This window comes from Acidovorax sp. NO-1, assembly GCF_000238595.1.
In the GTDB taxonomy this organism is placed as follows: Bacteria; Pseudomonadota; Gammaproteobacteria; order Burkholderiales; family Burkholderiaceae_C; genus Acidovorax.
Map to the genome: position 1 here is coordinate 88,839 of NZ_AGTS01000101.1, position 24,097 is coordinate 112,935.

The 24,097-nt window shown below is 63.0% G+C and carries 20 protein-coding genes and 5 tRNA genes; 6 read left to right on the forward strand and 19 right to left on the reverse strand.

What is annotated here, in order from left to right:
• Positions 1–80: 80 nt before the first annotated feature.
• From KYG_RS17120 to KYG_RS17135, 4 genes are all read right to left on the reverse strand, one after another.
• On the reverse strand, positions 81–1,568 hold the full coding sequence (locus tag KYG_RS17120) for a malonyl-CoA decarboxylase (protein WP_008906195.1): 1,488 nt from the start codon (positions 1,566–1,568) through the stop codon (positions 81–83).
• Positions 1,565–2,233 carry a GntR family transcriptional regulator gene (locus KYG_RS17125; RefSeq protein WP_008906196.1) on the reverse strand — a complete coding sequence of 223 codons (669 nt, stop codon included), beginning with the start codon at positions 2,231–2,233 and terminating at the stop codon, positions 1,565–1,567. Before KYG_RS17125 ends, KYG_RS17120 begins: the two co-directional genes overlap by 4 nt.
• A 363-nt stretch (positions 2,234–2,596) precedes the next feature.
• On the reverse strand, positions 2,597–3,418 hold the full coding sequence (lgt, locus tag KYG_RS17130; RefSeq protein ID WP_008906197.1) for a prolipoprotein diacylglyceryl transferase: 822 nt from the start codon (positions 3,416–3,418) through the stop codon (positions 2,597–2,599).
• Positions 3,419–3,446: 28 nt separating this feature from the next.
• The gene (locus KYG_RS17135; RefSeq protein WP_034695098.1) at positions 3,447–4,373 is read right to left on the reverse strand and encodes a LysR family transcriptional regulator; all 927 of its coding nucleotides are present in this window, start codon (positions 4,371–4,373) and stop codon (positions 3,447–3,449) included.
• A gap of 121 nt (positions 4,374–4,494) precedes the next feature.
• Between KYG_RS17135 and ilvD the strand changes: the two genes are divergently transcribed.
• Entirely contained in the window at positions 4,495–6,201 is a 1,707-nt protein-coding gene (ilvD, locus tag KYG_RS17140; RefSeq protein ID WP_008906199.1) for a dihydroxy-acid dehydratase, read from the forward strand.
• A gap of 107 nt (positions 6,202–6,308) precedes the next feature.
• Here ilvD and KYG_RS17145 read toward each other — a convergent pair whose 3' ends face one another.
• The gene (locus KYG_RS17145) at positions 6,309–6,551 is read right to left on the reverse strand and encodes a TIGR04438 family Trp-rich protein (RefSeq protein WP_008906200.1); all 243 of its coding nucleotides are present in this window, start codon (positions 6,549–6,551) and stop codon (positions 6,309–6,311) included.
• 113 nt (positions 6,552–6,664) lie between these two features.
• Here KYG_RS17145 and KYG_RS17150 point away from each other — a divergent pair, with 113 nt between their 5' ends.
• Positions 6,665–6,970 carry a c-type cytochrome gene (locus KYG_RS17150; protein ID WP_008906201.1) on the forward strand — a complete coding sequence of 102 codons (306 nt, stop codon included), beginning with the start codon at positions 6,665–6,667 and terminating at the stop codon, positions 6,968–6,970.
• A 122-nt stretch (positions 6,971–7,092) separates the two neighbouring features.
• Here KYG_RS17150 and KYG_RS17155 read toward each other — a convergent pair whose 3' ends face one another.
• Both KYG_RS17155 and acs read right to left on the reverse strand, forming a co-directional pair.
• Positions 7,093–7,575: a hypothetical protein gene (locus KYG_RS17155; protein ID WP_008906202.1), complete on the reverse strand. Its 483-nt coding sequence runs from the start codon at positions 7,573–7,575 to the stop codon at positions 7,093–7,095.
• A gap of 189 nt (positions 7,576–7,764) precedes the next feature.
• Positions 7,765–9,759: an acetate--CoA ligase gene (acs, locus tag KYG_RS17160; protein ID WP_008906203.1), complete on the reverse strand. Its 1,995-nt coding sequence runs from the start codon at positions 9,757–9,759 to the stop codon at positions 7,765–7,767.
• Between the two features lie 222 nt (positions 9,760–9,981).
• Here acs and KYG_RS17165 point away from each other — a divergent pair, with 222 nt between their 5' ends.
• Positions 9,982–10,557, forward strand: a complete 576-nt coding sequence (locus KYG_RS17165) for a TIGR00645 family protein (protein WP_034695101.1) — start codon at positions 9,982–9,984, stop codon at positions 10,555–10,557.
• A 115-nt stretch (positions 10,558–10,672) separates the two neighbouring features.
• Complete coding sequence (locus KYG_RS17170; protein ID WP_008906205.1) at positions 10,673–11,458, forward strand: Crp/Fnr family transcriptional regulator; 786 nt, start codon at positions 10,673–10,675, stop codon at positions 11,456–11,458.
• A 142-nt stretch (positions 11,459–11,600) separates the two neighbouring features.
• Here KYG_RS17170 and fumC read toward each other — a convergent pair whose 3' ends face one another.
• Positions 11,601–13,010, reverse strand: a complete 1,410-nt coding sequence (gene fumC, locus KYG_RS17175; protein ID WP_008906206.1) for a class II fumarate hydratase — start codon at positions 13,008–13,010, stop codon at positions 11,601–11,603.
• A 170-nt stretch (positions 13,011–13,180) separates the two neighbouring features.
• Between fumC and KYG_RS17180 the strand changes: the two genes are divergently transcribed.
• Together KYG_RS17180 and KYG_RS17185 are read left to right on the forward strand one after the other, a co-directional pair.
• Positions 13,181–14,737 carry a fumarate hydratase gene (locus KYG_RS17180; RefSeq protein WP_008906207.1) on the forward strand — a complete coding sequence of 519 codons (1,557 nt, stop codon included), beginning with the start codon at positions 13,181–13,183 and terminating at the stop codon, positions 14,735–14,737.
• A 102-nt stretch (positions 14,738–14,839) separates the two neighbouring features.
• Positions 14,840–15,712, forward strand: coding sequence for a glutamate racemase (locus KYG_RS17185; protein WP_008906208.1), 873 nt, complete (start codon positions 14,840–14,842; stop codon positions 15,710–15,712).
• 78 nt (positions 15,713–15,790) lie between these two features.
• Here KYG_RS17185 and KYG_RS17190 read toward each other — a convergent pair whose 3' ends face one another.
• The 11 genes from KYG_RS17190 to KYG_RS17240 all read right to left on the reverse strand — a co-directional run bounded on the left by KYG_RS17190 (position 15,791) and on the right by KYG_RS17240 (position 24,088).
• Positions 15,791–16,327, reverse strand: coding sequence for a M48 family metallopeptidase (locus tag KYG_RS17190; protein ID WP_008906209.1), 537 nt, complete (start codon positions 16,325–16,327; stop codon positions 15,791–15,793).
• 166 nt (positions 16,328–16,493) lie between these two features.
• Positions 16,494–17,132 (reverse strand): DUF6806 family protein, encoded by a 639-nt coding sequence (locus KYG_RS17195; protein WP_034695104.1) that lies wholly within the window; start codon positions 17,130–17,132, stop codon positions 16,494–16,496.
• Between the two features lie 13 nt (positions 17,133–17,145).
• Positions 17,146–17,238 (reverse strand) — tRNA-Leu (locus tag KYG_RS17200).
• A gap of 156 nt (positions 17,239–17,394) precedes the next feature.
• Positions 17,395–17,470: transfer RNA gene (locus KYG_RS17205), tRNA-Gly, on the reverse strand.
• 172 nt (positions 17,471–17,642) lie between these two features.
• Positions 17,643–17,716, reverse strand: a tRNA-Cys gene (locus tag KYG_RS17210).
• Between the two features lie 59 nt (positions 17,717–17,775).
• Positions 17,776–17,851 (reverse strand) — tRNA-Gly (locus tag KYG_RS17215).
• An 84-nt stretch (positions 17,852–17,935) separates the two neighbouring features.
• Positions 17,936–20,377: an endopeptidase La gene (lon, locus tag KYG_RS17220; protein WP_034695106.1), complete on the reverse strand. Its 2,442-nt coding sequence runs from the start codon at positions 20,375–20,377 to the stop codon at positions 17,936–17,938.
• A gap of 126 nt (positions 20,378–20,503) precedes the next feature.
• Positions 20,504–21,769 (reverse strand): ATP-dependent Clp protease ATP-binding subunit ClpX, encoded by a 1,266-nt coding sequence (gene clpX / locus KYG_RS17225; RefSeq protein ID WP_008906212.1) that lies wholly within the window; start codon positions 21,767–21,769, stop codon positions 20,504–20,506.
• A gap of 102 nt (positions 21,770–21,871) precedes the next feature.
• A complete protein-coding gene (clpP, locus tag KYG_RS17230) occupies positions 21,872–22,480 on the reverse strand; it encodes an ATP-dependent Clp endopeptidase proteolytic subunit ClpP (RefSeq protein ID WP_034695109.1) in 609 nt (202 codons plus the stop codon).
• Positions 22,481–22,612: 132 nt separating this feature from the next.
• Positions 22,613–23,926: a trigger factor gene (gene tig, locus KYG_RS17235; protein WP_008906214.1), complete on the reverse strand. Its 1,314-nt coding sequence runs from the start codon at positions 23,924–23,926 to the stop codon at positions 22,613–22,615.
• 75 nt (positions 23,927–24,001) lie between these two features.
• Positions 24,002–24,088 (reverse strand) — tRNA-Leu (locus KYG_RS17240).
• Positions 24,089–24,097 lie beyond the last annotated feature (9 nt).

The window sequence follows — 24,097 nt, forward strand, 5'->3', positions numbered from 1 at the left end:
CTCCTGTCGTCGTTGTAAAAAATTTCCTGGTGGCTGGATCTGTGGCCTCCAGGACCACAGATCCGATGCACGCCGGGTCGTCAGTCGCGGCAAAGGCTGTCGATATCCCCCGACACCGGCACCTTGCCCTGCGCGAGCAAGCTGCGGTGCTTGTCGATGCGCTTGAGGTCATACAGGTAATTCACCATCAGCCCGTACGATTGTTTCTGCCCTTTGCTGGACGGGTCCCCGGCCCAGTTCAGCCGTTCCACCCGCGCGCCGTTGCCCAGGTGAAAACGGGCCACGGGGTCCACCGGTTTGCCGTCTTGCAGCTCCCGCGCCAGGTACCACGCGGCACACTCCAGCAACATCTGGCGCACAGGCGATCTGGCGTCCAGGTCGGTGACCTTGTCGAGTGCCGCAAGCAAATGGGTGGCCTGCGGGGGTTCAAAACCCACGGCCCGGCCCAGCTCGCTGCGACGCTTGTCGTCCAGGCGCTCCAGCATGGCCCCGGCATGTTTGCCCAGCCATGCGCGAAAACCCGGGATCGGCGACAGCGTGGCAAAGGTGCGCAGCCGGGGAAATTCGGAGGTGAGGGTCTCCACCACGTGCTTGATGAGCGAATCGCCAAAGCTCACGCCGCGCAGCCCCGTCTGCGTGTTGCTGATCGAATAGAAGATCGCCGTGGTGGCCCGCGAGATGTCCACGGGCGCCGCTGCCTCGTCCAGGAGCGGCGTGATGCTGGCAGACATCTTGTCCAGCAGCGCCACCTCCACAAAAATCAAGGGCTCGTTGGGCAGGCGCGGGTGAAAGAAACCGTAGCAGCGGCGGTCGCTGTCCAGCCGGTTTTTCAGGTCGGCCCAGCTGCGGATGTCGTGCACGGCTTCGTACTTGATGAGCTTTTCAAGCAGCGAGGCCGGCGAGTCCCACGACAGGCAGCGCAGTTCCAGGAAGGCCACGTCGAACCAGGTGGAGAACAGGTGTTCCAGCTCGGCATCGAGCGCCAGCAGCCGCTTGTCGGCCTTGAGCAGGGGCAGCAGCTCGGCACGCATGTCCAGCAAAAAGCGCATGCCTTGCGGAAACACCGAAAACCGCTGCAGCAGCCGCGTGCGTGGCGACACCAGTGCGCGGCGCAGGCTGATCTCGGCCTGGCCTTCTTCGGCCGTGCCGGCTGCGGCTTCGTAACGCTGGCGGGCCGACTTGAAGCGCGTGGCATCGGGGGCAAACTGCTCGCACATCAACAGCCACATATCGCGGCGCTCTTCGGGCTCGGCCTTGGCGTACCACTCGGCCACGGCCTGGGCGCGGCGGCCCCCTTCGATTTCGCTCACCTGCGGGGCCACCACCTCCTGCAGGTCGGCCAGCAGGCGGCGCAGCGCGCGCGGCGACAAGGCCTCCTGCCCGCGGCGCAGTGTGGCCTGCAGGCGCTCATGGGTAGATCGCGGCACCGCCACCTTGGCGACCACATCGGTCACGGTTTTGTCGAGCACAGCCTTGGCGGATTTGTCCACCACCTTGTCGGCAGGCGGTGCTGCCGTGCGCAGGCGCGATACGCTGCGTGCGATCCACTCAGGGGTACTGTTGATCATGGTGTCAACCTCGATTGCTGGTTGCGGGCTACATCGCGCAGCGCGTCACGCTGGCGCAAAAGATGGTCGCGCATGGTCTGCTCGGCGGTTTCGCAGTCGCGCAACTTGAGGGCGGCAAACACCGCCAGGTGTTCGGCCAGGCTTTGCTGCAACCGGCCCGGCACGTGCAGGGTCTGCGCCCGCGCCAGCCGCAGGATCTTGCGCAGATCGCCAATCACCTGGGCCAGCCAGCGGTTGTCTGCCAGGGTGATGAAGGCCTCGTGGATGGCGTAATTGGCTTCGTAGTAATCCGCAATGCGACCCTCTGCTGCAAACTGCTGCAGCCGCTGGTGCAACACGTCGAGCGCCGCGATGTCGGCCGCCCCCGCCTTGCGTGTGGCCTCATGGGCGGCGCGGCCCTCCAGCAAGGCGATCACGGGAAATATGTCATCCAGATCCTGTTCGGTGATCTCGGCCACAAAGCAGCCCCGGCGGGGCTCATGGCGCAACAGGCCTTCTGCCACCAGCACCTTGAGGGCTTCACGCAGGGGTGTGCGCGAAATTGCCAGCCGCTCGCACAGGGCCGCCTCGTCCAGAAAACTGCCCGGCGGCAACGCGCCGGCAAAAATCTGCTCGCGCAGGCGTGACGCCGCTTCGTCGTGCAGAGAATTGGGAACCGGACGCATGGTACAGGTGGACTCCATAGCGCAAAGGCCGCGACCGGAGTGGTCGTCTTTGGCATCCAACACACCGCTAACGGTATGCAAAGTGGGTGCAGGCCTCTGATGCCACGTAATTTCTCATAATTATGAAAAATTACAAGCAAACAAACCCGCATCCGACCACGGGAACCCGCACAAGGGGCTCACTTGATGCAGCGCCGCAACAAGGAATGTGAGCCCAAGACGTCGCTCCCGCCGACGGTGTGATGCCGTTTCTCCCGCGGGTGCCCCCATTGCCGCTGAGGCCCACCGCTGCCCATCACCGCAATTAACTACATTTTTTATAGCTGCCAGCGCTTATCCAGTATGCGCTAGAGGCCATTTTTATCAAATTTTCTTAGCCACAGGCTGGCGCTGGGCCCACACCCACAGGGCCACGCCCGCGGCAATCATCGGCAGGCACAGCCATTGCCCCATGCTCATGCCCAGCGACAGCAGCCCCAGGAAGCTGTCGGGTTCACGGAAATACTCGGCGATGAAGCGGAACACGCCGTAGCCCATCAGGAACGCTGCGGCCACCTGACCCTGGCGACGCTCCTTGCGCGCATACAGCCACAGCAAAATGAACAGCAGCAGCCCTTCCAGCAGAAACTGGTAGACCTGCGACGGGTGGCGCGGCTGCATGGACCCACTGTGCGCAAACACCATGCCCCAGGGCAGGTCCGGGCTGGCAAAACGGCCCCACAGCTCGCCATTGATGAAATTGCCCACCCGGCCCGCGGCGAGACCCGTGGGCACGCAGGGCGCCACAAAGTCGGCCACCTGCAGCCAGGGGCGCTTGCGCGAATGTGCGAACCACAACATGGCCACGATCACGCCCAGCAGGCCGCCGTGAAAGGCCATTCCCCCTTGCCATACGGCAAAAATCTCCAGCGGATGGCTGAGGTAATACGCAGGTTTGTAGAACAGGCAGTAGCCCAGACGCCCGCCAATCACCACACCCGCCACACCCAGAAAGAGAATGTCTTCCACATCCTTGCGCGACCACGCGCCGGGCCCGGTGATGGAGGCAAATGGCTCGTGCCGCAGGCGCCGGATGCCCAGCAGCATGAACAGGCCAAAGGCCGCGAGGTAGGTCAGGCCATACCAGTGGATGGCCAGCGGGCCGATCTGCAGGGCAACGGGGTCGATGTGGGGATAGGTCAGCATGGGGGCGATTGTGCACGCGAAGCAAGCCCTACGCTTTCAGGGCGCTGGCCTGCACCTCCTGGGCCACAAAGTCGATCCACCGTGCCAGTGCGGGCGGCACGGCGGCGCCCCAGACCAAGCTGGTTTCACAGACCGGCACCGGTGCCGACTTGCCGTCCAGTTCGCGGTAGACGACGCCCGGCCGTTGAAACTGCCGCACGCTGGCAGGCACCCAGGCCAGCCCCAGGTCGGCCGACACCAGATTGACGATGGTCTGCATCTGGATGGCCTCTTGCGCCACCTGTGGCTCCTGCCCTGCCGCGTGATACAGCGCCACGATGGCGTCGTACAGCGACGGCAGGATGGGGCGGGGAAAAATCACCAGGGGCTCCTGCTGCAGATCGGAGAAACACAAGGTGGGCCGGTGCGCCATCGCGTGGTGTTCGGGCAGCGCGAGTACCAGCGGCTCTTGCGCCACGCACAGGCTTTGCAGCGCCGGTGGCGCGCCGCCGGGCGTGTGCAACAGCAGCCCGGCATCAATCTCCCCCCGCGCCAGCGCCTGCAGTTGCACATCGCCCGTCGCCTCGATCAGCTCCAGCCGTACCCCGGGCCACTGGGCCCGGAAGGCACGCACCCATTGCGGCAGCAGGCCGAAACCCACCGTAGAGACAAAGGCCAGACGCAGCCGCCCCACCTCGCCCGCCGCCGCCGCGCGTGCCTGCGCAGGGAGCGCCTGGGCGCGTTCGAGCAGATCCAGCACCTGCGGCAACAGGGCTGCACCGGCGGGGGTCAGCTGCACGCTGCGTTTGGTGCGGTCGAACAGCTGAAGGCCCAGCGTGCGCTCCAGCCCGGCAATGGCCTGGGTGAGCGGCGGTTGTGTCATGTGCAAGCGCTGCGCCGCCCGGCCAAAGTGCAGTTCCTGGGCCACTGCGGCAAACTGCCGCCACAAACGCATATCAATGAATGGCTCTTTCATATGCCGTACATATTAATCGCCCTGTACAAATGGATTGGATGACGCCCACCAATCGCCGCATACTCGCGGCTGCGAAAAGTTTCCCCACCCACAAGATTCGCTCCACGAAGGAAAACACACCATGGCAGACAACAAAGTCATCCCGATCCAGCCCATCAACCGCCGCAGCGCCAACATCACGCAAGGCAAGTCGCGCGCGCCCAACCGCTCCATGTACTACGCCATGGGCTACGAGGAAGGCGACTTCGTGAAACCCATGGTGGGCGTGGCCAATGGCCACAGCACCATCACCCCCTGCAACAGCGGCCTGCAGAAGCTGGCCGATGCTGCCATTGAAGGCATTGAAGAAGCCGGCGGCAACGCCCAGGTGTTCGGCACGCCCACCATCAGCGACGGCATGGCCATGGGCACCGAAGGCATGAAATACAGCCTGGTGAGCCGTGAGGTGATCAGCGACTGCATCGAGACCTGCGTGGGCGGCCAGTGGATGGACGGGGTGCTGGTGGTGGGCGGCTGCGACAAGAACATGCCGGGCGGCCTGATGGGCATGCTGCGCGCCAACGTGCCCGCCATCTACGTGTATGGCGGCACCATCCTGCCCGGCAGCTACCAGGGCAAGGACCTGAACATCGTGAGCGTGTTCGAGGCCGTGGGGGAGAACGCCGCCGGCAAGCTCAGCGACTTTGACCTCAAGGAGATCGAAAAACGCGCCATCCCCGGCACCGGCTCGTGCGGCGGCATGTACACCGCTAACACCATGTCCAGCGCTTTCGAGGCACTGGGCATCAGCCTGCCGTATTCGTCCACCATGGCCAACCCGCACGACGAGAAGATGAACTCGGCCAAGGAATCGGCCAAGGTGCTGATCGAGGCGATCAAGATGGATCTGAAGCCGCGCGACATCGTGACGCGCAAATCCATCGAGAACGCCGTGGCCGTCATCATGGCCACGGGCGGCTCGACCAACGCGGTGCTGCACTTCCTGGCCATTGCACATGCAGCGGGCGTGGAGTGGAGCATCGACGACTTCGAGCGCGTGCGCGTGAAGACCCCCGTGCTGTGCGACCTCAAGCCCAGCGGCAAATACCTGGCCGTGGATCTGCACCGCGCGGGCGGCATCCCGCAGGTGATGAAGATCTTGCTCAATGCCGGCCTGCTGCACGGCGACTGCATCACCATCTCTGGCAAGACGGTTGCCGAAGTGCTGAGGGACGTGCCGGACGAGCCGCGCGCCGACCAGGACGTGATCCGCCCGATCGACAAGCCCATGTACGCGCAGGGCCACCTGGCCATCCTGAAGGGAAACCTGAGCCCCGAGGGTGCCGTGGCCAAGATCACAGGACTGAAGAACCCGGTCATCACCGGCCCTGCCCGCGTGTTCGACGACGAGCAGTCGGCCCTGCAGGCCATCCTGGACGGCAAGATCAAGGCCGGCGATGTGATGGTGCTGCGCTACCTGGGCCCCAAGGGCGGCCCGGGCATGCCCGAAATGCTGGCCCCCACCGGCGCGCTGATCGGCGCGGGCCTGGGCGAGAGCGTGGGCCTGATCACCGACGGCCGGTTCTCCGGCGGCACCTGGGGCATGGTGGTAGGCCACGTGGCGCCTGAAGCGGCGGCCGGCGGCACGATTGCCTTCGTCAACGAAGGCGACAGCATCACCATCGATGCGCGCCAGCTGCTGCTGGAGCTCAACGTGAGCGAGGAAGAAATTGCCAAGCGCCGCGCCGCGTGGACGGCTCCGGCGCCCCGCTACACCCGCGGCGTGCAGGCCAAGTTTGCGTTCAATGCCTCCAGCGCGAGCAAGGGCGCGGTGCTGGACGCTTATTAAGCATTGCCAACAATACAAATGCCCGGTGTGTAAGGCACACCGGGCATTTTTTATGATGAGCGGCCAGCCGGGACAGACGGCTGCCGCTTGCCAAAGGCGTCAGGCGCCTAGCGCGGCTTGCGCGGGCGGATGCCCAGAGCTTCCTTGTTCTTGTTGATGCGGTCCTGCTTGCGCTGCTCCATCTTTTCCACAGCTTTACGTTTCGTATATCCCGTGGAATCAGCCCAGGCCCACCATAAGACCGTAAGCCCAAACGGCGCCAGCACCCACCACCAGGACCAGGCGGCCACAGGACCGATCTCGAAATACTTCAGCGCAAGCAACACCAATGAAAGACCCAGCAGGTACATCGCGATCTCCTGAAAAAGCCGAAAAAACCTGGTTGACCCCGCGCAATCCCGTGTCAACCCAAGACACTACAATCCCATTGAAGAACTGTAACCCAACCACAGGAAATCCCACCATGAAGCGTACCCTGATCACCCTTGCCATGACGCTGTCGGTTGCGGCACCCGCCATGGCCGACATGGCGCTGGCAACGTCGAAAAACTGCATGGCATGCCACGCAGTGGATAAGAAGTTGGTGGGCCCCTCCTACAAGGATGTGGCGGCCAAGTACGCGGGCCAGAAAGACGCTGTGGACAAGCTGGCTGCAAAGATCATCAAGGGCGGTTCTGGTGTGTGGGGGCCCGTGCCGATGCCTGCCAACGCCCAGGTGAACGACGCCGATGCGAAGAAGCTTGCAGCCTGGGTGATGACCCACAAGTAATCCCACGCCTTCCGCCCTGGTGGGCGGGCCGATTGGTCAATGGCCGCGCCACATACAGTGACGCGGCCATTTGCGTTTATGCCGCCAGATTTGCTGTCTGCTTCTGATCCCGCAGGCTGGCGTCAAACCCGGCGAAGCTCTGGTGAAGCGTCCATGCTGCGCGTGCGCAGCTGGTGCTCCAGCTGGCCCACATACGCGGCGGTGGCATTGTCAGACTCTGTGGCACGGGCAGCCAGGTGCGCCTCCAGCTCATCCAGCCGCGCCAGCACCGTGGCGTGCGCCTGTTGGTGCTGCGCATCCAGAAACGCACGCAACTCGGTAAAACGCGAGGCTTCCGCCTTGTCGGCAAGTTCGCGTTGGGCCTGCAGCTCTTTCGTGTGCCGGCGCGTTTCCATCAGCACCGAGCCCTGGAGCGCAAGCACATAAGCGATGAAAAACACCCCTAGCAGCGTGGTGAGGGCCAGCATGATGAGCCCCAGTGGCGCTTCAAATACCACCACGCCCAGAGACACGGTCGATGGAGTTGCCAGCGTAGCCCAGTTGAGTGCTGCAAGCGCGGCGATGGCGACGACTGTCAGCAGCAGGACGATGGAACGCAGATGCATGAAAATTCTCCTGTGGAAACCCACAGGCAGAACATTCTGCAAGCGGGCGCATGCAGGGTTGTACCGCACAGGGCGCCGGGCTAAGGCCAATGCGCCGCGATTTCAGTCCCTGTCCTACAGGATGACCGCTGGAGCTACCGCCCGGTTGCCCCCACCTCGCGGCCAGCGCGAGGGTGGGGGCTGGCCCGCTCAGTTGGGCTTGGACAACTGGTCCAGAATGGCCGGATTCTCCAGCGTGCTGGTGTCCTGTGTGATGGCCTCGCCCTTGGCGATGCTGCGCAACAGCCGACGCATGATCTTGCCGCTGCGGGTCTTGGGCAGGTTGTCGCCGAAACGGATGTCCTTGGGTTTGGCGATGGGGCCGATTTCCTTGGCCACCCAGTTGCGCAGTTCGTTGGCAATCTGCTTGGCTTCTTCCCCGGTGGGGCGGGAGCGCTTGAGCACCACGAACGCACAGATGGCTTCGCCCGTCACATCGTCCGGACGCCCCACCACGGCGGCTTCGGCCACGAGGTCGGTCTTGGAGACCAGGGCAGACTCGATCTCCATCGTGCCCATGCGATGGCCCGACACGTTGAGCACATCGTCAATGCGGCCGGTGATGCGGAAATAGCCCCGGTCGGCGCTGCGCACGGCCCCGTCGCCGGCCAGGTAGTAGCCCCTGAGCTCTTCGGGGAAGTAACTCTTCTTGAAGCGCTCGGGGTCGTTCCAGATGGTCCGGATCATGCTGGGCCACGGCCGCTTGATGACCAGGATGCCGCCCGCGCCATGGGCGACGTCATTACCGGTTTCATCCACGATGGCGGCGGTAATACCGGGCAGCGGTAGCGTGCAGCTGCCAGGGACCAGGGGGGTGGCGCCCGGCAGCGGGGTGATCACATGGCCGCCCGTTTCAGTCTGCCAGAAGGTGTCCACGATGGGGCAGCGCTCGCCGCCCACGTTCCGGTGGTACCACATCCAGGCTTCGGGGTTGATGGGCTCACCCACGCTGCCCAGAATGCGCAGGCTCGACAGATCGGAGCGCGCCGGGTGCACTGCCGCGTCAGCCTCGGCAGCCTTGATGAGCGAGCGGATGGCCGTCGGTGCGGTGTAGAAGATCGTGCACTTGTGCTTCTCGATCATCTGCCAGAAACGGCCCGCATTCGGGAAGGTGGGGATGCCTTCAAACACGATCTGCGTGGCACCGGCGGCCAGCGGGCCATAGGCCACGTAGGTGTGGCCAGTGATCCAGCCAATGTCGGCCGTGCACCAGAAAACGTCGTCAGAGCGCAGGTCAAACGTCCAGTCCATCGTGAGCTTGGCCCACAGCAGGTAGCCGCCCGTGCTGTGCTGCACGCCCTTGGGCTTGCCGGTAGAGCCGCTGGTGTACAGGATGAACAGCGGGTGCTCTGCCCCCACGGCCACGGGAGGGCAGTCGGTGCTCTGGCCAGCGAGGGCCTCGGTGAAGGTCTTGTCGCGCCCCGCGACCATGTTGCACGCCGTGGGCGTGCGTTCATATACGAACACGTGGCGCAGGGTGTCACAGCCGCCAGTCGCCAGGGCTTCATCGATGATGGCCTTGAGCGGCAGCTCCTTGCCGCCTCGCATCTGGTAGTTGGCGGTGATCACGGCCACGGCACCGGCATCGATGATGCGCTCGTGCACCGCTTTGGCACTGAAGCCGCCAAACACCACGCTGTGCGTGGCGCCGATGCGGGCACAGGCCTGCATGGCCACCACGCCTTCGATGGTCATGGGCATGTAGATCAGCACCCGATCACCCTTGCCCACCCCGTGGGCCTTGAGCGCGTTGGCAAACTGGCTCACGCGCGCCAGCAGCTCCTTGTAGGTGATCCGGGTGACAGCGCCGTCGTCCGCCTCGAAGATGATGGCGGTCTTGTTCTCGGTGGGCGTGCCAATGTGGCGGTCCAGGCAGTTGGCAGAAGCGTTGAGCTCGCCATCGGCAAACCACTGGTAGAACGGCGCGTTGGACTCATCCAGCGTGCGCGTGAAGGGCTTGGTCCACTGCACGTTTTCGCGCGCCAGGCGTGCCCAGAAGCCCTCGAAGTCCTTGTCGGCCTCGGCACACAGCGCCTCGTAGCCCGCCATGCCGGACACGCGGGCGGCCTTGACGACCGCATCGGAAGGCGGGAACACGCGGTTCTCAACCAGTACGGATTCGATCGCAGATGATGGCGCACTCATGGTGTTGTCTCCTGGGTCTGATGGAATTGGAATTGGGCGGTACTGTCGGACGCAGCACTTACAAGCCACTGACTGGCACGAAGCTTACAGAATACGGGACCGCCGCTACTGGGAATGCACAAGGCTCCAGGGGTTGCCAGGCCGGGCGCCTAAAATCGCGCGTCCCAGCAGCCCCTCCCCCATTTCATGTCACTTCCCAAAAACCCCGCCACCCCCTCCCCCATGCGCCCACTGCCCTCGTTGATTTTTGCCAGCCGGTGGCTGCAACTGCCCCTGTACCTGGGCCTGATTCTGGCGCAGGCGGTGTACGTCTTCCACTTCTGGGTAGAGCTGGTGCACCTGATCGAAGCGGCCTTTGGCAACACCGATGCGCTCAAGCTGCTGGTGTCCAGCATCGGCTACAAGAGCGATTTCGAGGTGACCTCGCTCAACGAGACCATCATCATGCTGGTGGTGCTGGCGCTGATCGACGTGGTGATGATCTCCAACCTGCTGATCATGGTGATCGTGGGCGGCTACGAAACCTTCGTCTCGCGCCTGCACCTGGAAGACCACCCCGACCAGCCCGAATGGCTGAGCCACGTGAATGCGTCGGTGCTCAAGGTCAAGCTGGCCACCGCCATCATTGGCATCAGCTCGATCCACCTGCTCAAGACCTTTATCAACGCTGCCAACTACGACCTCAAGGTTCTGATGTGGCAAACGATCATCCACGTGGTGTTCCTGCTGAGCGCGCTGGCCATTGCACTCACTGACCGACTCATGACGCACACGCCGCCCCCGGGCCCGAGCCACTGATCACGGGCGAGTACCGCCGTGACGGCCGCTTGGGTAAACTCGCAGCCCTGCCCGCCCTGCCCTGACGCACATTGCTGCAGCTGCATGGTGCGAAGGCCCCTGAGAGCGCCCGACCATGCCCCCCAACCCTAGCCCCGAGCCTCCTGACCACGAGACGGACCGCAGTCCGCAGCGGCCCTTTCTGAGCCCGCAGGAGCGCGAAGCGATCAACCGTGGACGCTGGTTTGCCGCGCTCACGCCCTCGCTGCGGCACGACATCTTCCGGCTGGGCCGGGTCACCCGCTACACACACGGCCAGCTCATCGTGGAACAGGGTGAGCTGGCGCAAGACTGGTTCAGCTGCGCCAGCGGCGCGATAAGGTTCCGGCGTACCACCCCATCGGGCAAACAGGTAACGCTTGCCTACGTGGAGCCAGGCATCTGGGTAGGCGAGGCCGAAGTGCTGCACCGCGGCCCGAACACCTACGACGCGCATGCCCATGGGCCCACCACGGTGCTGAGCGTGGCGGAGGGCGTGTTCCGCCAGCTGCTGCGCCAGCACCCTGAATTCGGGGAAGCCCTGCTCACCCTGCAGGCACGGCGGATGCGTTACCTGTACTGGATGATGGAAGACATGGCCACGCTGCCCCTGCGCGCGCGGCTGGCCAAACAGCTCCTGCACGTGCTGCGCCGCTTTGGCGAACGCGCTGCCGTGCCAGGCCAGCGCGGCCCCATCGGGCTGTCGCTGGTGCAGGACGAGCTGGCCCAGTTGCTCGGTGGCTCCCGCCAACGCATCAACGTGGAGCTCAAGTGGATGGAGCGCGAAGGCATCATCGGCATTCACCAGCGCAACATCGTGGTGTACCAGCAGGACCAGCTGGAAGCGCTTGCCCAGCAGGAGGGCCCTGACGGCCGCAGCTAGGCGGGTGCTGCGCGGTCCCGGCACCGCGAAACAGACGCCTCTTCAAAAATGATAGCTGCCTGCGCTTTACTGACAAGCGCTAGAGCCCTATTTTCATCAAAATCTTTGCCTTGCCAGATCGTGGCAACGGCACAGGGGCAGGTCAAGGCCCCACCATCTGGCCCGGCACCACCCACTGGTCAAACTGCTCCGCCGTGACATGTCCCGAGGCGATGGCCGCCGCGCGCAGGCTGGTGCCTTCCTTGTGCGCCTTCTTGGCAATGAAGGCCGCCTTGTCGTAGCCAATGTGGGGGTTCAGCGCCGTTACCAGCATCAGCGACTGCTCTACCAGGTGGTTGATGCGCACCTGGTTGGGCTCGATGCCCACGGCGCAGTGTTCGTTGAAGCTGGCCATGCCATCGGCCAGCAGGCGCACGCTCTGCAAGAAGTTATGAATCACCAGGGGGCGGAACACGTTCAGCTCAAAGTTGCCCGAGGCCCCGCCGATGTTGATGGCCACGTCGTTGCCCATCACCTGCGCGCACAGCATGGTCAGCGCCTCACACTGCGTGGGATTCACCTTGCCGGGCATGATGGATGAGCCCGGCTCGTTCTCGGGGATGGTGATCTCGCCGAGCCCGCTGCGCGGGCCGCTGGCCAGCCAGCGCACATCGTTCGCAATCTTCATCAGGCTGGCCGCCAGCGTCTTGAGCGCACCATGGGCATGCACCAGCGCATCGCAGCTGGCCAGCGCCTCGAACTTGTTGGGGGCGGTGACCAGCGGCAGGCCGGTGAGGTCGGCCAGTTCTTTCGCTACCGCCTGGGCATAGCCAGCGGGGGCGTTGAGCCCAGTGCCCACGGCCGTGCCGCCCAGGGCCAGTTCGCACAGGTGCGGCAGCGCGGCGCGCACATGCCGCTCGCCATGCTGCAGCTGCGCCACCCAGCCCGAGATCTCCTGGCCCAAGGTCAGCGGCGTGGCGTCCTGCAGGTGCGTGCGGCCAATCTTCACGATGCCGGCAAATGCCTCGGCCTTGGCCGCCAGCGTGGTACGCAAACCCTGCAGCGCAGGCACGAGGCGGTGCATCAGCGCGTCCACCGCCGCCAGGTGCATGGCGGTGGGGAACACATCGTTGCTCGACTGGCTCCGGTTCACCTCGTCGTTGGGGTGCACCAAGCGCGCCTCGCCGCGCGGGCCACCCAGCAGCTCGCTGGCGCGGTTGGCCAGCACCTCATTCATGTTCATGTTGGTCTGCGTGCCCGAGCCGGTCTGCCACACCACCAGCGGGAACTCCTGCAGGTGACCACCTTCGATCACCTCGTCTGCCGCCGCCACGATGGCCGTGGTCTTGGCCGCATCGAGCAGGCCCAGCGCATGGTTCACATAGGCACTCGCCCGCTTGACCTGCGCCAGCGCGCGGATCAGCTCGGGCGCCATGCGCTCGCCCGAGATGGCGAAGTGGTGCAGCGAGCGCTGCGTCTGTGCCCCCCACAATCGTTCGGCGGGCACTTCGATGGGGCCGAAGGTATCTTTTTCGATGCGGACTGCGGGCGGGGCGGGGGTGGAAGTCTTCACGGGTGGGCCTTGCCGCTCAGCGAGCGAATGGGAGTGGAACGAAACACCAGACCGCAGCATACCCACCCCAGGCCACGGCGCCCTACCACCCCTCTTCTCCCCCGACAGGCCCGCGCAAGCCCGGCAAGGGATAATTAGGGGTTCGCGTTTTCCCTTAAAACCCCACCGCCATGACCACGACGACCATTCGCCAAGAAGACCTGATCGAATCCATTGCCGGCGCACTGCAGTACATCAGCTACTACCACCCCACCGACTACATCGCCCACCTGGCCCGCGCCTATGACCGCGAAAAAAGCCCGGCGGCCAAGGATGCGATCGCCCAGATCCTCACCAACAGCAAGATGAGCGCCACCGGCCAGCGCCCCATCTGCCAGGACACCGGCATCGTCAACGTCTTCCTGAAAGTGGGCATGGACGTGCGCTGGGAAGGTTTTACCGGCAGCCTGGACGACGCCATCAACGAAGGCGTGCGCCGTGGCTACAACCACCCCGACAACACCCTGCGCGCCTCGGTCGTGGCCGACCCGCAGTTCGCCCGCAAGAACACCAAGGACAACACCCCTGCCGTGATCTTCACCGAGATCGTGCCCGGCAACACCGTGGACATCACCGTGGCGGCCAAGGGCGGCGGCTCGGAGAATAAATCCAAGATGTACATGCTCAACCCCGGCGACAACGTGGTGGACTGGGTGCTCAAGACCGTGCCCACCATGGGCGCGGGCTGGTGCCCGCCCGGCATGCTGGGCATCGGCATTGGCGGCACGGCCGAAAAGGCGGTGCTCATGGCCAAGGAAAGCCTGATGGACGACCTGGACATGTACGAACTGCAGGCCAAGCAAGCCAGCGGGGCCGAACTCGACAATGTCGAAAAGCTGCGCCTGGAGCTGTTTGAAAAGGTCAACGCCCTGGGCATCGGTGCACAGGGCCTGGGCGGCCTGACCACGGTGCTGGACGTCAAGATCAAGATGTACCCCACACACGCGGCCAGCAAGCCGATTGCGATGATCCCCAACTGCGCCGCCACGCGCCATGCGCACTTTGTGATGGACGGCTCGGGCCCCGTGTACCTCACGCCCCCGAGCCTGGACCTGTGGCCCAACGTGGACTGGGCACCCGACTACAACAAGAGCAAGAAGGTCAACCTCGACACGCTGACCAAGGAAGAAGTGGCCAGCTGGAAGCCCGGCGACACGCTGCTGCTCAACGGCAAGATGCTGACCGGCCGCGACGCCGCGCACAAGCGCATCCAGGACATGCTGGCCAAGGGCGAGAAGCTGCCCGTGGACTTCACCAACCGCGTCATCTACTACGTGGGCCCTGTGGACCCCGTGAAGGGTGAAGCCGTGGGCCCTGCAGGCCCCACCACCGCCACGCGCATGGACGGCTTCACCGACATGATGCTGGAGCAGACCGGCCTGATCGCGATGATCGGCAAGGCCGAGCGCGGCCCGGTTGCGATTGAGTCCATCAAGAACCATAAGAGCGCCTACCTGATGGCCGTGGGCGGCGCTGCCTACCTGGTGAGCAAGGCCATCAAGACCGCCAAGGTCGTCGGCTTTGAGGACCTGGGCATGGAAGCGATCTACGAGTTCGACGTGGTGGACATGCCCGTGACCGTGGCCGTGGACTCGGGTGGCACCAGCGCCCACATCACCGGGCCCGCCGAATGGCAAAAGCGCATCGCCACGGGCGAATTCAAGGGCATCGGCGTCGCCGCGGCCTGATCCTGCCAATGCCGGCCCGAGCGGTTGGGGAGCGCGCTGGCGCCTGCCCCTTCCGCCCGGGTTCCCTCCCGACTTCTCTCCCAGTCCGGTTTGACAACATCCATGTCCGAGGCACGGCAACTTCCCATCGGCGTATTTGACAGCGGCGTGGGCGGCCTGAGCGTGCTGCGCGCCCTGCGTGCCGCACTGCCCCATGAGCGTTTTGTGTACCTGGCCGACAGTGCCCACGCGCCGTACGGCGAGCGCGGCGACGCCTATGTGGGTGCCCGCACCCACGCCATCACACAGTATTTGCTCGAGCAGCACCACATCAAGGCTCTGGTGGTGGCCTGCAACACCGCCACGGCCGCAGCCATCCATGAGGTGCGCAGCCGCTACCCCGCCCTGCCCCTGGTCGGCCTGGAGCCCGCCATCAAGCCCGCCCTGGCGGTGACCCGCACGGGGCGCGTGGGAGTCATCGGCACGCGAGGCACGCTCACCAGCGCCAAGTTCGGCAAGCTGCTGGGCTCGCTGGCCGGCCAGGCGGAGTTTGTGGTGCAGCCCTGTGATGGCCTGGCGCACGCCATCGAGCGCAGCGTGGCGCAACCCGAACCCTCGCCCGGCACCCCGGTGGGCGCTACGGAAACAGGCGCCCTGTGCGCACGCTACATCGGGGCGATGGGCGATTTCGGCACAGCACCCGGGCAGATCGACACGCTGGTGCTGGGGTGCACCCACTACATCTTTGTGGCGCACGAGCTGCGGGCGCTGGCAGGCCCCGAGGTGCAGTTCATCGAGACCGGTGAACCTGTGGCACGGCAAACGCGGCGCCTGCTGGAGACGGCAGGCCTGCTGGCCGCGCCCAATGGCGATCAGGTCAAGGAGGCACCGCACACCCGCCTGCTGACGACCGGGCCGGTGGCCATGCTTCAGGCCGCTGCGCAGCGCTGGCTCGGTCTGCCCGCAGACTGTTGTGAGACCGTATCCGTGCCCTGATCAGGCATCTTTTAAGGCTCCAGCGCTTTACCAGAAAGCGCGAGCAGCTATAAAAATCGTAGTAATCAATACGATTGCTCAGGCCGACCCTGAATCTGGAGCCGCGTTCCACAGCCGCTCGCCGGCATGCTCCACATGGGTGAGGTACAGGCGCAGGTCGAACTCGTATTGGTGGTACTGCGGCTCCATGTGCGCGCACAGCTGGTAAAAGGCCTTGCCGTGGTCCTTCTCGCGCAGATGGGCCAGCTCGTGGACCACAATCATGCGCAGAAATTCTTCCGGCGCCTGCTTGAACATCGAGGCGATCCGGATCTCATGCTTGGCCGCCAGCCGGTTCCCCTGCACGCGCGAGACCGCCGTGTGCAACCCCAAGGCATGGCGCACCACGTGGATCTTGTTGTCAAAAAGGACCTTGTTGACCGTGCCCGCATTGCGCAGGTAACGCGCCTTGAGTTCCTGCGCGTAGTCATACAGCGCCTTGTCACTGCGCACAGCGTGGGCCTGGGGGTACTTGCGCTGCAGCATGACCCCGAGCCGCCCCTGCGCCAGCAGATCACGCGCCTGGTCCTGCAAAGCGGCAGGATAGGAGCGCAGATAGGGCAGGTCAGAGGTCATGGCAAACGGTGTCGGGGCTGATAGAGCACCGAGCACGGCCCAGGTGAGGCCGGACGCCAGTGCGCAAGCACGCGGTCATTGCCGGTGTGGTGCTCAAAAACTTCACTGCGGCGCACGCAGGAACCCGCTCGGGCGCGCCTGCGCGCCTGAGCGTCGGCTCAAGGAATCAGTGCAGGTGGCGCGGACGGCGGCCGCCTCCACCACCATGGCCGCTCCCGGAGGAGCCCCCTCCAGGACCGCGCGGCGGCTTGCCGATCTCCAGCGAGTTCACCAGCGCGTCAAATCGCAGGCTGAAAAGCTTGTCGATCTCGGCCACCACACCGCCCAGTTCGGCGCCATCGAAGTGACGCTCCATCATGTTCACAACGTCCTGCACCAGGAGATCACGCTGCACCTGCATGATGGCCGCGGGCGTCGGGCCCACAAAGAGCATGAGGAAGTCGTCACGCGACTCCGCGCCCTGCTCTTCCTCGTCTTCATCGAAATCGGCGTCGTAGAACGTGACCTCGATGGCAGCACCGTGCTCGGCCAGCTCGTTGAGGCTCATGCACATCTCATCCAGCACCTGGCGAAAGTCCTCATCTCCGCGGACCGTCCAGCACATCTGCAACAGGTGTTCCTGGGCGTCGAACTTGATGCCCGGCTCTTCTTCGTAAGCACTGGCCGCGCCATCGGCCAGCGAACGGGCTCCCGCGTACTTCCACAAGGGTTTGAGCGCCTCCTGGAGCTGGTCGAAGCTCGCATCAGCGCGCAACTGGACTTGTCCGTGGACGTGGATTTCGAAGGGAGCGTTGTAACTTGACATGATTGAATCTTCGTGGTGCCCCGAGCCGGGGTCGAACCGGCACGCCCCTTTTCAGGAAAGCGGCGGATTTTAAGTCCGCAGTGTCTACCAATTTCACCATCGGGGCGCCGGCTGCTGAGCGCACACCTGCGTCGCAGCGTAACCCGGGCAGCGCATGCGCGCAATGCCCTGTCGCATCTCTGGTCACAGGGCTGCCGCCCTGCCGGGCCACTTGCCTCGCAACACCAAGAAAAAAGGGAAGCCGAAGCTTCCCTTACATATTTGGAGCGGGAAAAGAGTCTCGAACTCTCGACCTCAACCTTGGCAAGGTTGCGCTCTACCAACTGAGCTATTCCCGCATTTGCCAACTGACCATGTTGCTTTCAGCAGCACCGATCAGCTAGCCTCTCATTATATCGATATTTTTGGCTCTATCCAAATGCAGACCAAAAAATCACCAACATTTCTTCAACAGCTTCCTGGCCGCGACGATCCGCAAGGATCTTCAAAAGTCAGAAGGCAAACCGTATCTGGAGGCGCGGTCCGGAGTCGAACCGGACTAACCGGATTTGCAATCCGGGGCATAACCGCTTTGCTACCGCGCCAGCAATCCACACTTCTCTGACGAAAAAGGGAAGCAACTGCTTCCCTTTTTCTGGAAATTTGGAGCGGGAAAAGAGTCTCGAACTCTCGACCTCAACCTTGGCAAGGTTGCGCTCTACCAACTGAGCTATTCCCGCGTTTTACCGAAGCCTCACATTGTACAACGTTTGCTGCGATGAACTGAATTGTAGCGCATTTTTTGGAGCTTCTCAAAAAAAACGTCAATGTTTCAATCCATCGGCAGCGGCGGATGAGCCGGCTGCCTTATCCGTCGACACCGCCACCGCAGCAGCAGACGCAGCCACTTCTTCATCGGTGAGGGGCACAGGCTTGCTTTCCAGCGCGACTTCAAGAACCTTGTCGATCCAGCGCACAGGCACGATCTCGAGACCACTCTTCACGTTATCCGGGATCTCTGCGAGATCCTTGACGTTTTCTTCGGGGATCAGCACCGTCTTGATGCCGCCACGCAAAGCCGCCAGCAGCTTTTCCTTGAGGCCACCAATGGCGGTAACTTCGCCGCGCAACGTGATCTCGCCCGTCATCGCAACATCTGCGCGTACAGGAATGCCGGTCAGGGCGGAAACAAAGGCCGTTGTCATTGCAGCCCCTGCGCTCGGGCCGTCCTTGGGCGTCGCACCATCTGGCACGTGGATATGGATGTCGCGCTTCTCGAACGCCTCATCCTTGATTCCCAGAATGCGCGAGCGGCTGCGCACCACCGTGCGGGCAGCTTCCACCGATTCCTTCATCACATCTCCCAGCGAACCGGTGCGCGTGATGACGCCCTTACCGGGCATGGCGGCAGCTTCGATGGTGAGCAGATCCCCGCCCACTTCCGTCCAGGCCAGACCGACCACCTGGCCGATCTGATTCTGTGCCTCGGCCCGCCCATACGTGTACTTGCGCACACCCAGGAAGTCTGGCAGGTTGTCAGCGGTGACGACCACCTGGGGCACGAGCTTCTTGAGTTGCAGGCCCTTGACCACCTTGCGGCAGATCTTGGACAACTCACGCTCAAGCGATCGCACGCCTGCTTCCCGCGTGTAGTAGCGCACCATGTCGCGCACGGCGGGCTCTGTGATGAGCAGTTCCTCATCCTTCACGCCATTGTTCTTGAGCTGCTTGGGCAGCAGGTACTTCATGGCAATGCTGGTCTTCTCGTCCTCGGTATAGCCCGACAAACGGATCACTTCCATGCGGTCCAGCAGCGCCGGGGGGATATTCATGGAGTTCGACGTAGCGACGAACATCACATCGCTCAGGTCGAAGTCCACCTCGACGTAATGGTCGCCAAACGTATGGTTCTGCTCGGGGTCCAGCACCTCCAGCAGCGCGCTGGACGGGTCGCCCCGGAAGTCCGTGCCGAGCTTGTCGATTTCGTCCAGCAGAAACAGCGGATTGCGCGTACCCACCTTCGACAGGCTCTGCAGCACCTTGCCAGGCAGCGCGCCGATGTACGTGCGGCGGTGCCCACGGATTTCAGCTTCGTCGCGCATGCCGCCCAGGGCCATGCGCACGTACTTGCGGCCCGTGGCCTTGGCAATGGATTGCCCCAACGAGGTCTTACCCACGCCCGGTGGCCCCACCAGGCAGAGGATAGGCGCCTTGACCTTGTCCACGCGCTGCTGTACTGCAAGGTATTCGAGGATGCGATCCTTGACCTTGTCGAGGCCGAAATGGTCTTCGTTAAGCACGCCCTCAGCATTCACCAGATCGTGCTTGATCTTGGTCTTCTTGCTCCAAGGGAGTGCGGTGAGCACGTCAATGTAGTTGCGCACCACGGTGGCCTCGGCCGACATGGGCGACATCAACTTGAGCTTCTTGAGTTCTGCATCAGCCTTCTTGCGCGCCTCGGCAGGCATCTTGGCGAGCTTGATCTTTTTCTCGATCTCCTCGATGTCTGCACCTTCGTCGCCCTCACCCAGTTCCTTCTGGATGGCCTTGACCTGCTCGTTCAGATAGAAGTCGCGCTGGTTCTTCTCCATCTGGCGCTTGACGCGCCCACGGATCTTCTTGTCTACGTTGAGGATGTCCACCTCGCGATCGAGCTGCTCAAACAGGTTTTCGAGACGCGCCTTCACATCCGACAGATCCAGCACCACCTGTTTGTTCTCAAGCTTGAGGGGCAGGTGTGCAGCAATGGTGTCCGCCAGACGACCCGGGTCGTCAATGCTGGAGATGGAAGTCAGGATTTCCGGCGGGATTTTCTTGTTGAGCTTGACGTACTGGTCAAACTGCTGCATCACCGCGCGCCGCAGGGCCTCGATTTCGCTGGGCTTGCTGCCTTGGGGCGTCGCCTCGACAGGCACCACCGTGGCCATGAAATGGGTATCAGCATCCTCAATGGAGGACACCTGGGAACGCTGTTGCCCTTCCACCAGGACCTTCACGGTGCCATCGGGGAGCTTGAGCATCTGCAAGATGGTGGAGACGCAGCCCACATCGAACATGTCGGCCACCGAGGGCTCATCCTTGGCGGCGGTTTTTTGCGCCACGAGCATGATGCGTCGGTCGGCCTCCATGGCCATCTCCAGGGCCTTGATGCTCTTGGGGCGGCCCACGAAAAGCGGGATCACCATGTGGGGGAACACCACCACATCGCGCAATGGCAACAGCGGCAGATCAATAGGGGTGGCTGGCAGGGGTGTATGTCCGGACATGGAAATCCTCAAAGTGCTCTGTGGAAGTGGGTCCACATGTGGGGATTTTCAACCCTTGCACGCAGCCGTACTGGCGCAAGGGTTGATGGTTCAAAGGGCGACAACATGGCGCCCGCTCCGGTCTTCTCAGGCCTTCTTGGCCGCTTCGCGGTACACGAGCAGCGGCGGCTTGTTTTCTTCGATGGTTGACTCGTCCACCACCACCTTCTCAACGTTGCTGGTATTGGGCAGATCAAACATCGTGCCGATCAGCGACTGCTCGAGAATGGAACGCAGGCCGCGCGCACCTGTCTTGCGGGCCAAGGCCTTGCGAGCAATGGCTTTCAAGGCTGCAGGACGGATTTCAAGGTCCACACCTTCCATTGCCAGGAGTTTGCTGTACTGCTTGACGAGTGCATTCTTGGGCTCGGTCAGAATCTGAACGAGCGCATCTTCACTCAGCTCTGCCAGCGCTGTCACTACAGGCATCCGCCCCACCAGTTCAGGAATCAGGCCGAACTTGATCAAATCTTCGGGCTCGATTTCAGTGAATACCTCGGTCAACGAACGTTGCTTCTTGCTTTTGACCGATGCGCCAAAGCCGATGCCCGAGGCCTCGGTACGGTTCTCGATGACCTTTTCCAGCCCTGCAAACGCGCCGCCGCAGATGAACAGGATGTTGGTCGTGTCGATCTGCAGGAAATCCTGGTTCGGGTGCTTGCGACCGCCTTGTGGCGGCACGCTGGCCATGGTGCCTTCGATGAGTTTGAGCAGCGCCTGCTGCACGCCCTCGCCCGACACGTCGCGCGTAATGCTGGGGTTGTCAGACTTGCGCGAGATCTTGTCGATTTCGTCGATGTAGACGATGCCACGCTGGGCGCGCTCGACTTCGTAGTTGCAGCTTTGCAGCAGCTTCTGAACGATGTTTTCCACGTCCTCGCCCACATAGCCCGCTTCGGTCAGTGTGGTGGCATCAGCCATCACGAACGGCACGTCCAGCATGCGCGCCAACGTCTGGGCCAGCAACGTCTTGCCGGAGCCCGTCGGGCCGATCAGCAAGATATTGCTTTTGGACAGCTCCACATCATCCTTGTGGGCTTTGTCCTTGTGGCGCAAACGTTTGTAGTGGTTGTACACCGCCACCGCCAGCGTGCGCTTGGCGACATCCTGGCCAATCACATAGTTATCCAGATTGGTCTTGATTTCTGCCGGCGTCGGCAGGTCGCTGCGACCTTCCCGTGCCAGATCACCAGCCGGAAGTTCGTCGCGGATGATCTCGTTGCACAGGTCAATGCACTCGTCGCAGATAAAGACCGACGGGCCAGCGATCAGCTTCTTCACTTCATGCTGGCTTTTGCCGCAGAAAGAGCAGTACAGGGTTTTTTCGCTGGAAGAGCCTTTTTTCTCGGCCATGGGGGCAATGCCTTGCTTGTTTCGGAAAGTTGTCGGGATGATAACCAAATAAAAAACGGCGTCTTCCGCGCGGGAAAACGCCGTTCTTGCCGCCTGCGGCGGTCAGGCGCGCTTGCTGATCACCTGGTCAACGAGGCCGTATTCCTTCGATTCCTCAGCCGACAGGAAATAGTCACGCTCGGTGTCACGCTGGATCTTTTCGAGTGGCTGGCCCGTACGCTCGGCGAGGATCTTGTTGAGCTGCTCGCGCGTCTTGAGGATTTCGCGCGCGTGGATCTCGATCTCGGTCGCCTGGCCCTGCATTCCGCCCAGGGGTTGGTGGATCATGACCTTGGAGTTGGGCAGCGCAAAACGCTTGCCCTTGGCACCAGCCGCGAGCAGGAAGGCGCCCATGCTGGCCGCCATGCCCGTGCACAGGGTCGAGACATCAGGCTTGATGAAATTCATGGTGTCGAAAATCGCCATGCCGGCGCTCACCGAGCCCCCCGGGGAATTGATATAGAACGAGATGTCCTTGTCGGGGTTCTCGCTCTCCAGGAACAGCAGTTGTGCCACCACCAGGTTGGCCGTCTGGTCGTTGACCGGGCCGACCAGAAAAATCACCCGCTCCTTGAGCAGGCGCGAGTAGATGTCATAGGACCGTTCGCCACGGCCAGACTGCTCGATGACCATGGGGACCATGCCCAAGCCTTGTGTTTCCAATGCGCTCATGTATTTCTCCAGACAAGCAGGTACTGTACCCAGAAATGAATTGGGGCTTGTGCACGAAAGCACAAGCCCCTTGCGTGTCGTGACAGCCAAACCGGAGGCTTGCACAAAGGCAAGCCGCACGGCGAGGGCCTGTCAGCCCTGCTGCGCCATCAGATCGTCGAAGGAAATGGCCTTTTCGACCACCTTGGCCTTGGACAGCACAAATTCCGTCACATTGTTTTCGATCACGACCGCTTCGACTTCGGCCAGACGCTGACGGTCGCCAAAGTACCAGCGCACCACGTCTTCGGGCTTTTCGTAGCTGGCGGCCAGCTCGTCGATGTGGGCCTTGAGCTGCTCAGGCTTGGCCTGCAGCTCATTGGCACGCACCAGCTCGGCCACCACGAGGCCCAGACGCACACGGCGCTCGGCCTGGGGGCGGAACACGTCTTCAGGGATCTCCGCCTTGTCGGCGTCCTTGATGCCGCGCTGCTTGAGTTCGGCGCGAGCGCCTTCCAGCAGGCGTGCGATTTCAGCCTGAATACTGGCGTTGGGCAGATCCAGCTCGGCCTTGGCGACCAGGGCATCCATCACGGCAGCCTTGTTGCGGGCCAGCAGGCGGAACTTGACTTCGCGCTCCAGGTTCTTCTTGATGTCGGCGCGCAGGCCTTCTACCGAGCCGTCGGCAATGCCGAGGGACTTGGCCAGCGCGTCGTTCACTTCGGGCAGGTGGGCGGCTTCGATCTTCTTGATCGTCACGAGGAAGTCGGCAGTCTTGCCGGCGACGTCCTTGCCATGGTATTCGGCCGGGAAAGCCAGCGGGAAGGTCTTGCTTTCGCCAGCCTTCATGCCCCGCACGGCATCTTCGAATTCCTTGAGCATCTGGCCTTCGCCCACCAGGAACTGGAAGTCTTCGGCCTTGCCGCCTTCAAAGGGCTCACCGTCGATCTTGCCTGCGAAGTCCACCGTCACGCGATCGCCATCTTCGGCGGCAGCGCCCTGGGCGCGCTGGGCGAAGCTGCGGCGCTGCTTGCGAAGGATGTCGATGGTCTTGTCGATGGCGGCGTCGGTAACTTCCGCCGACAACTTTTCGATTTCTGCGCCGGACAGGTCAGCGATCTTGACCTCTGGAAACACTTCGAAAATGGCGTCAAAAGTGACTTGACCTTCAGGGGCGCCTTCCTTTTCCGTGATGCGGGGCTGGCCGGCAACGCGCAGGTTGGCTTCGTTGGCAGCCACGGCAAAAGCTTCGCCGACCTTGTCGTTCAGCACTTCGTACTGCACCGAATAGCCGTAACGCTGGGCCACCACATTCATGGGCACCTTGCCAGGACGGAAGCCGTCCATCTTGACCGTGCGGGCCAGGCGCTTCAGGCGCGTGTCCACTTCGGACTGGATCAGGGTGACGGGCACGCTCAGCGTGATCTTGCGCTCGAGCTTCTCAAGGGTTTCAACAGTAACGGCCATGGCTATTCCTCTTATGAATGTGGATCGTGCTGGCTGCAGCGCAGCAGCGCCGTGTTCCGCAAAGTCTCACATGGGTGGTGCGCGGGGGGGGACTCGAACCCCCACACCATTGCTGGCGTCAGGACCTAAACCTGGTGCGTCTACCAATTTCGCCACCCGCGCGGTTCTACA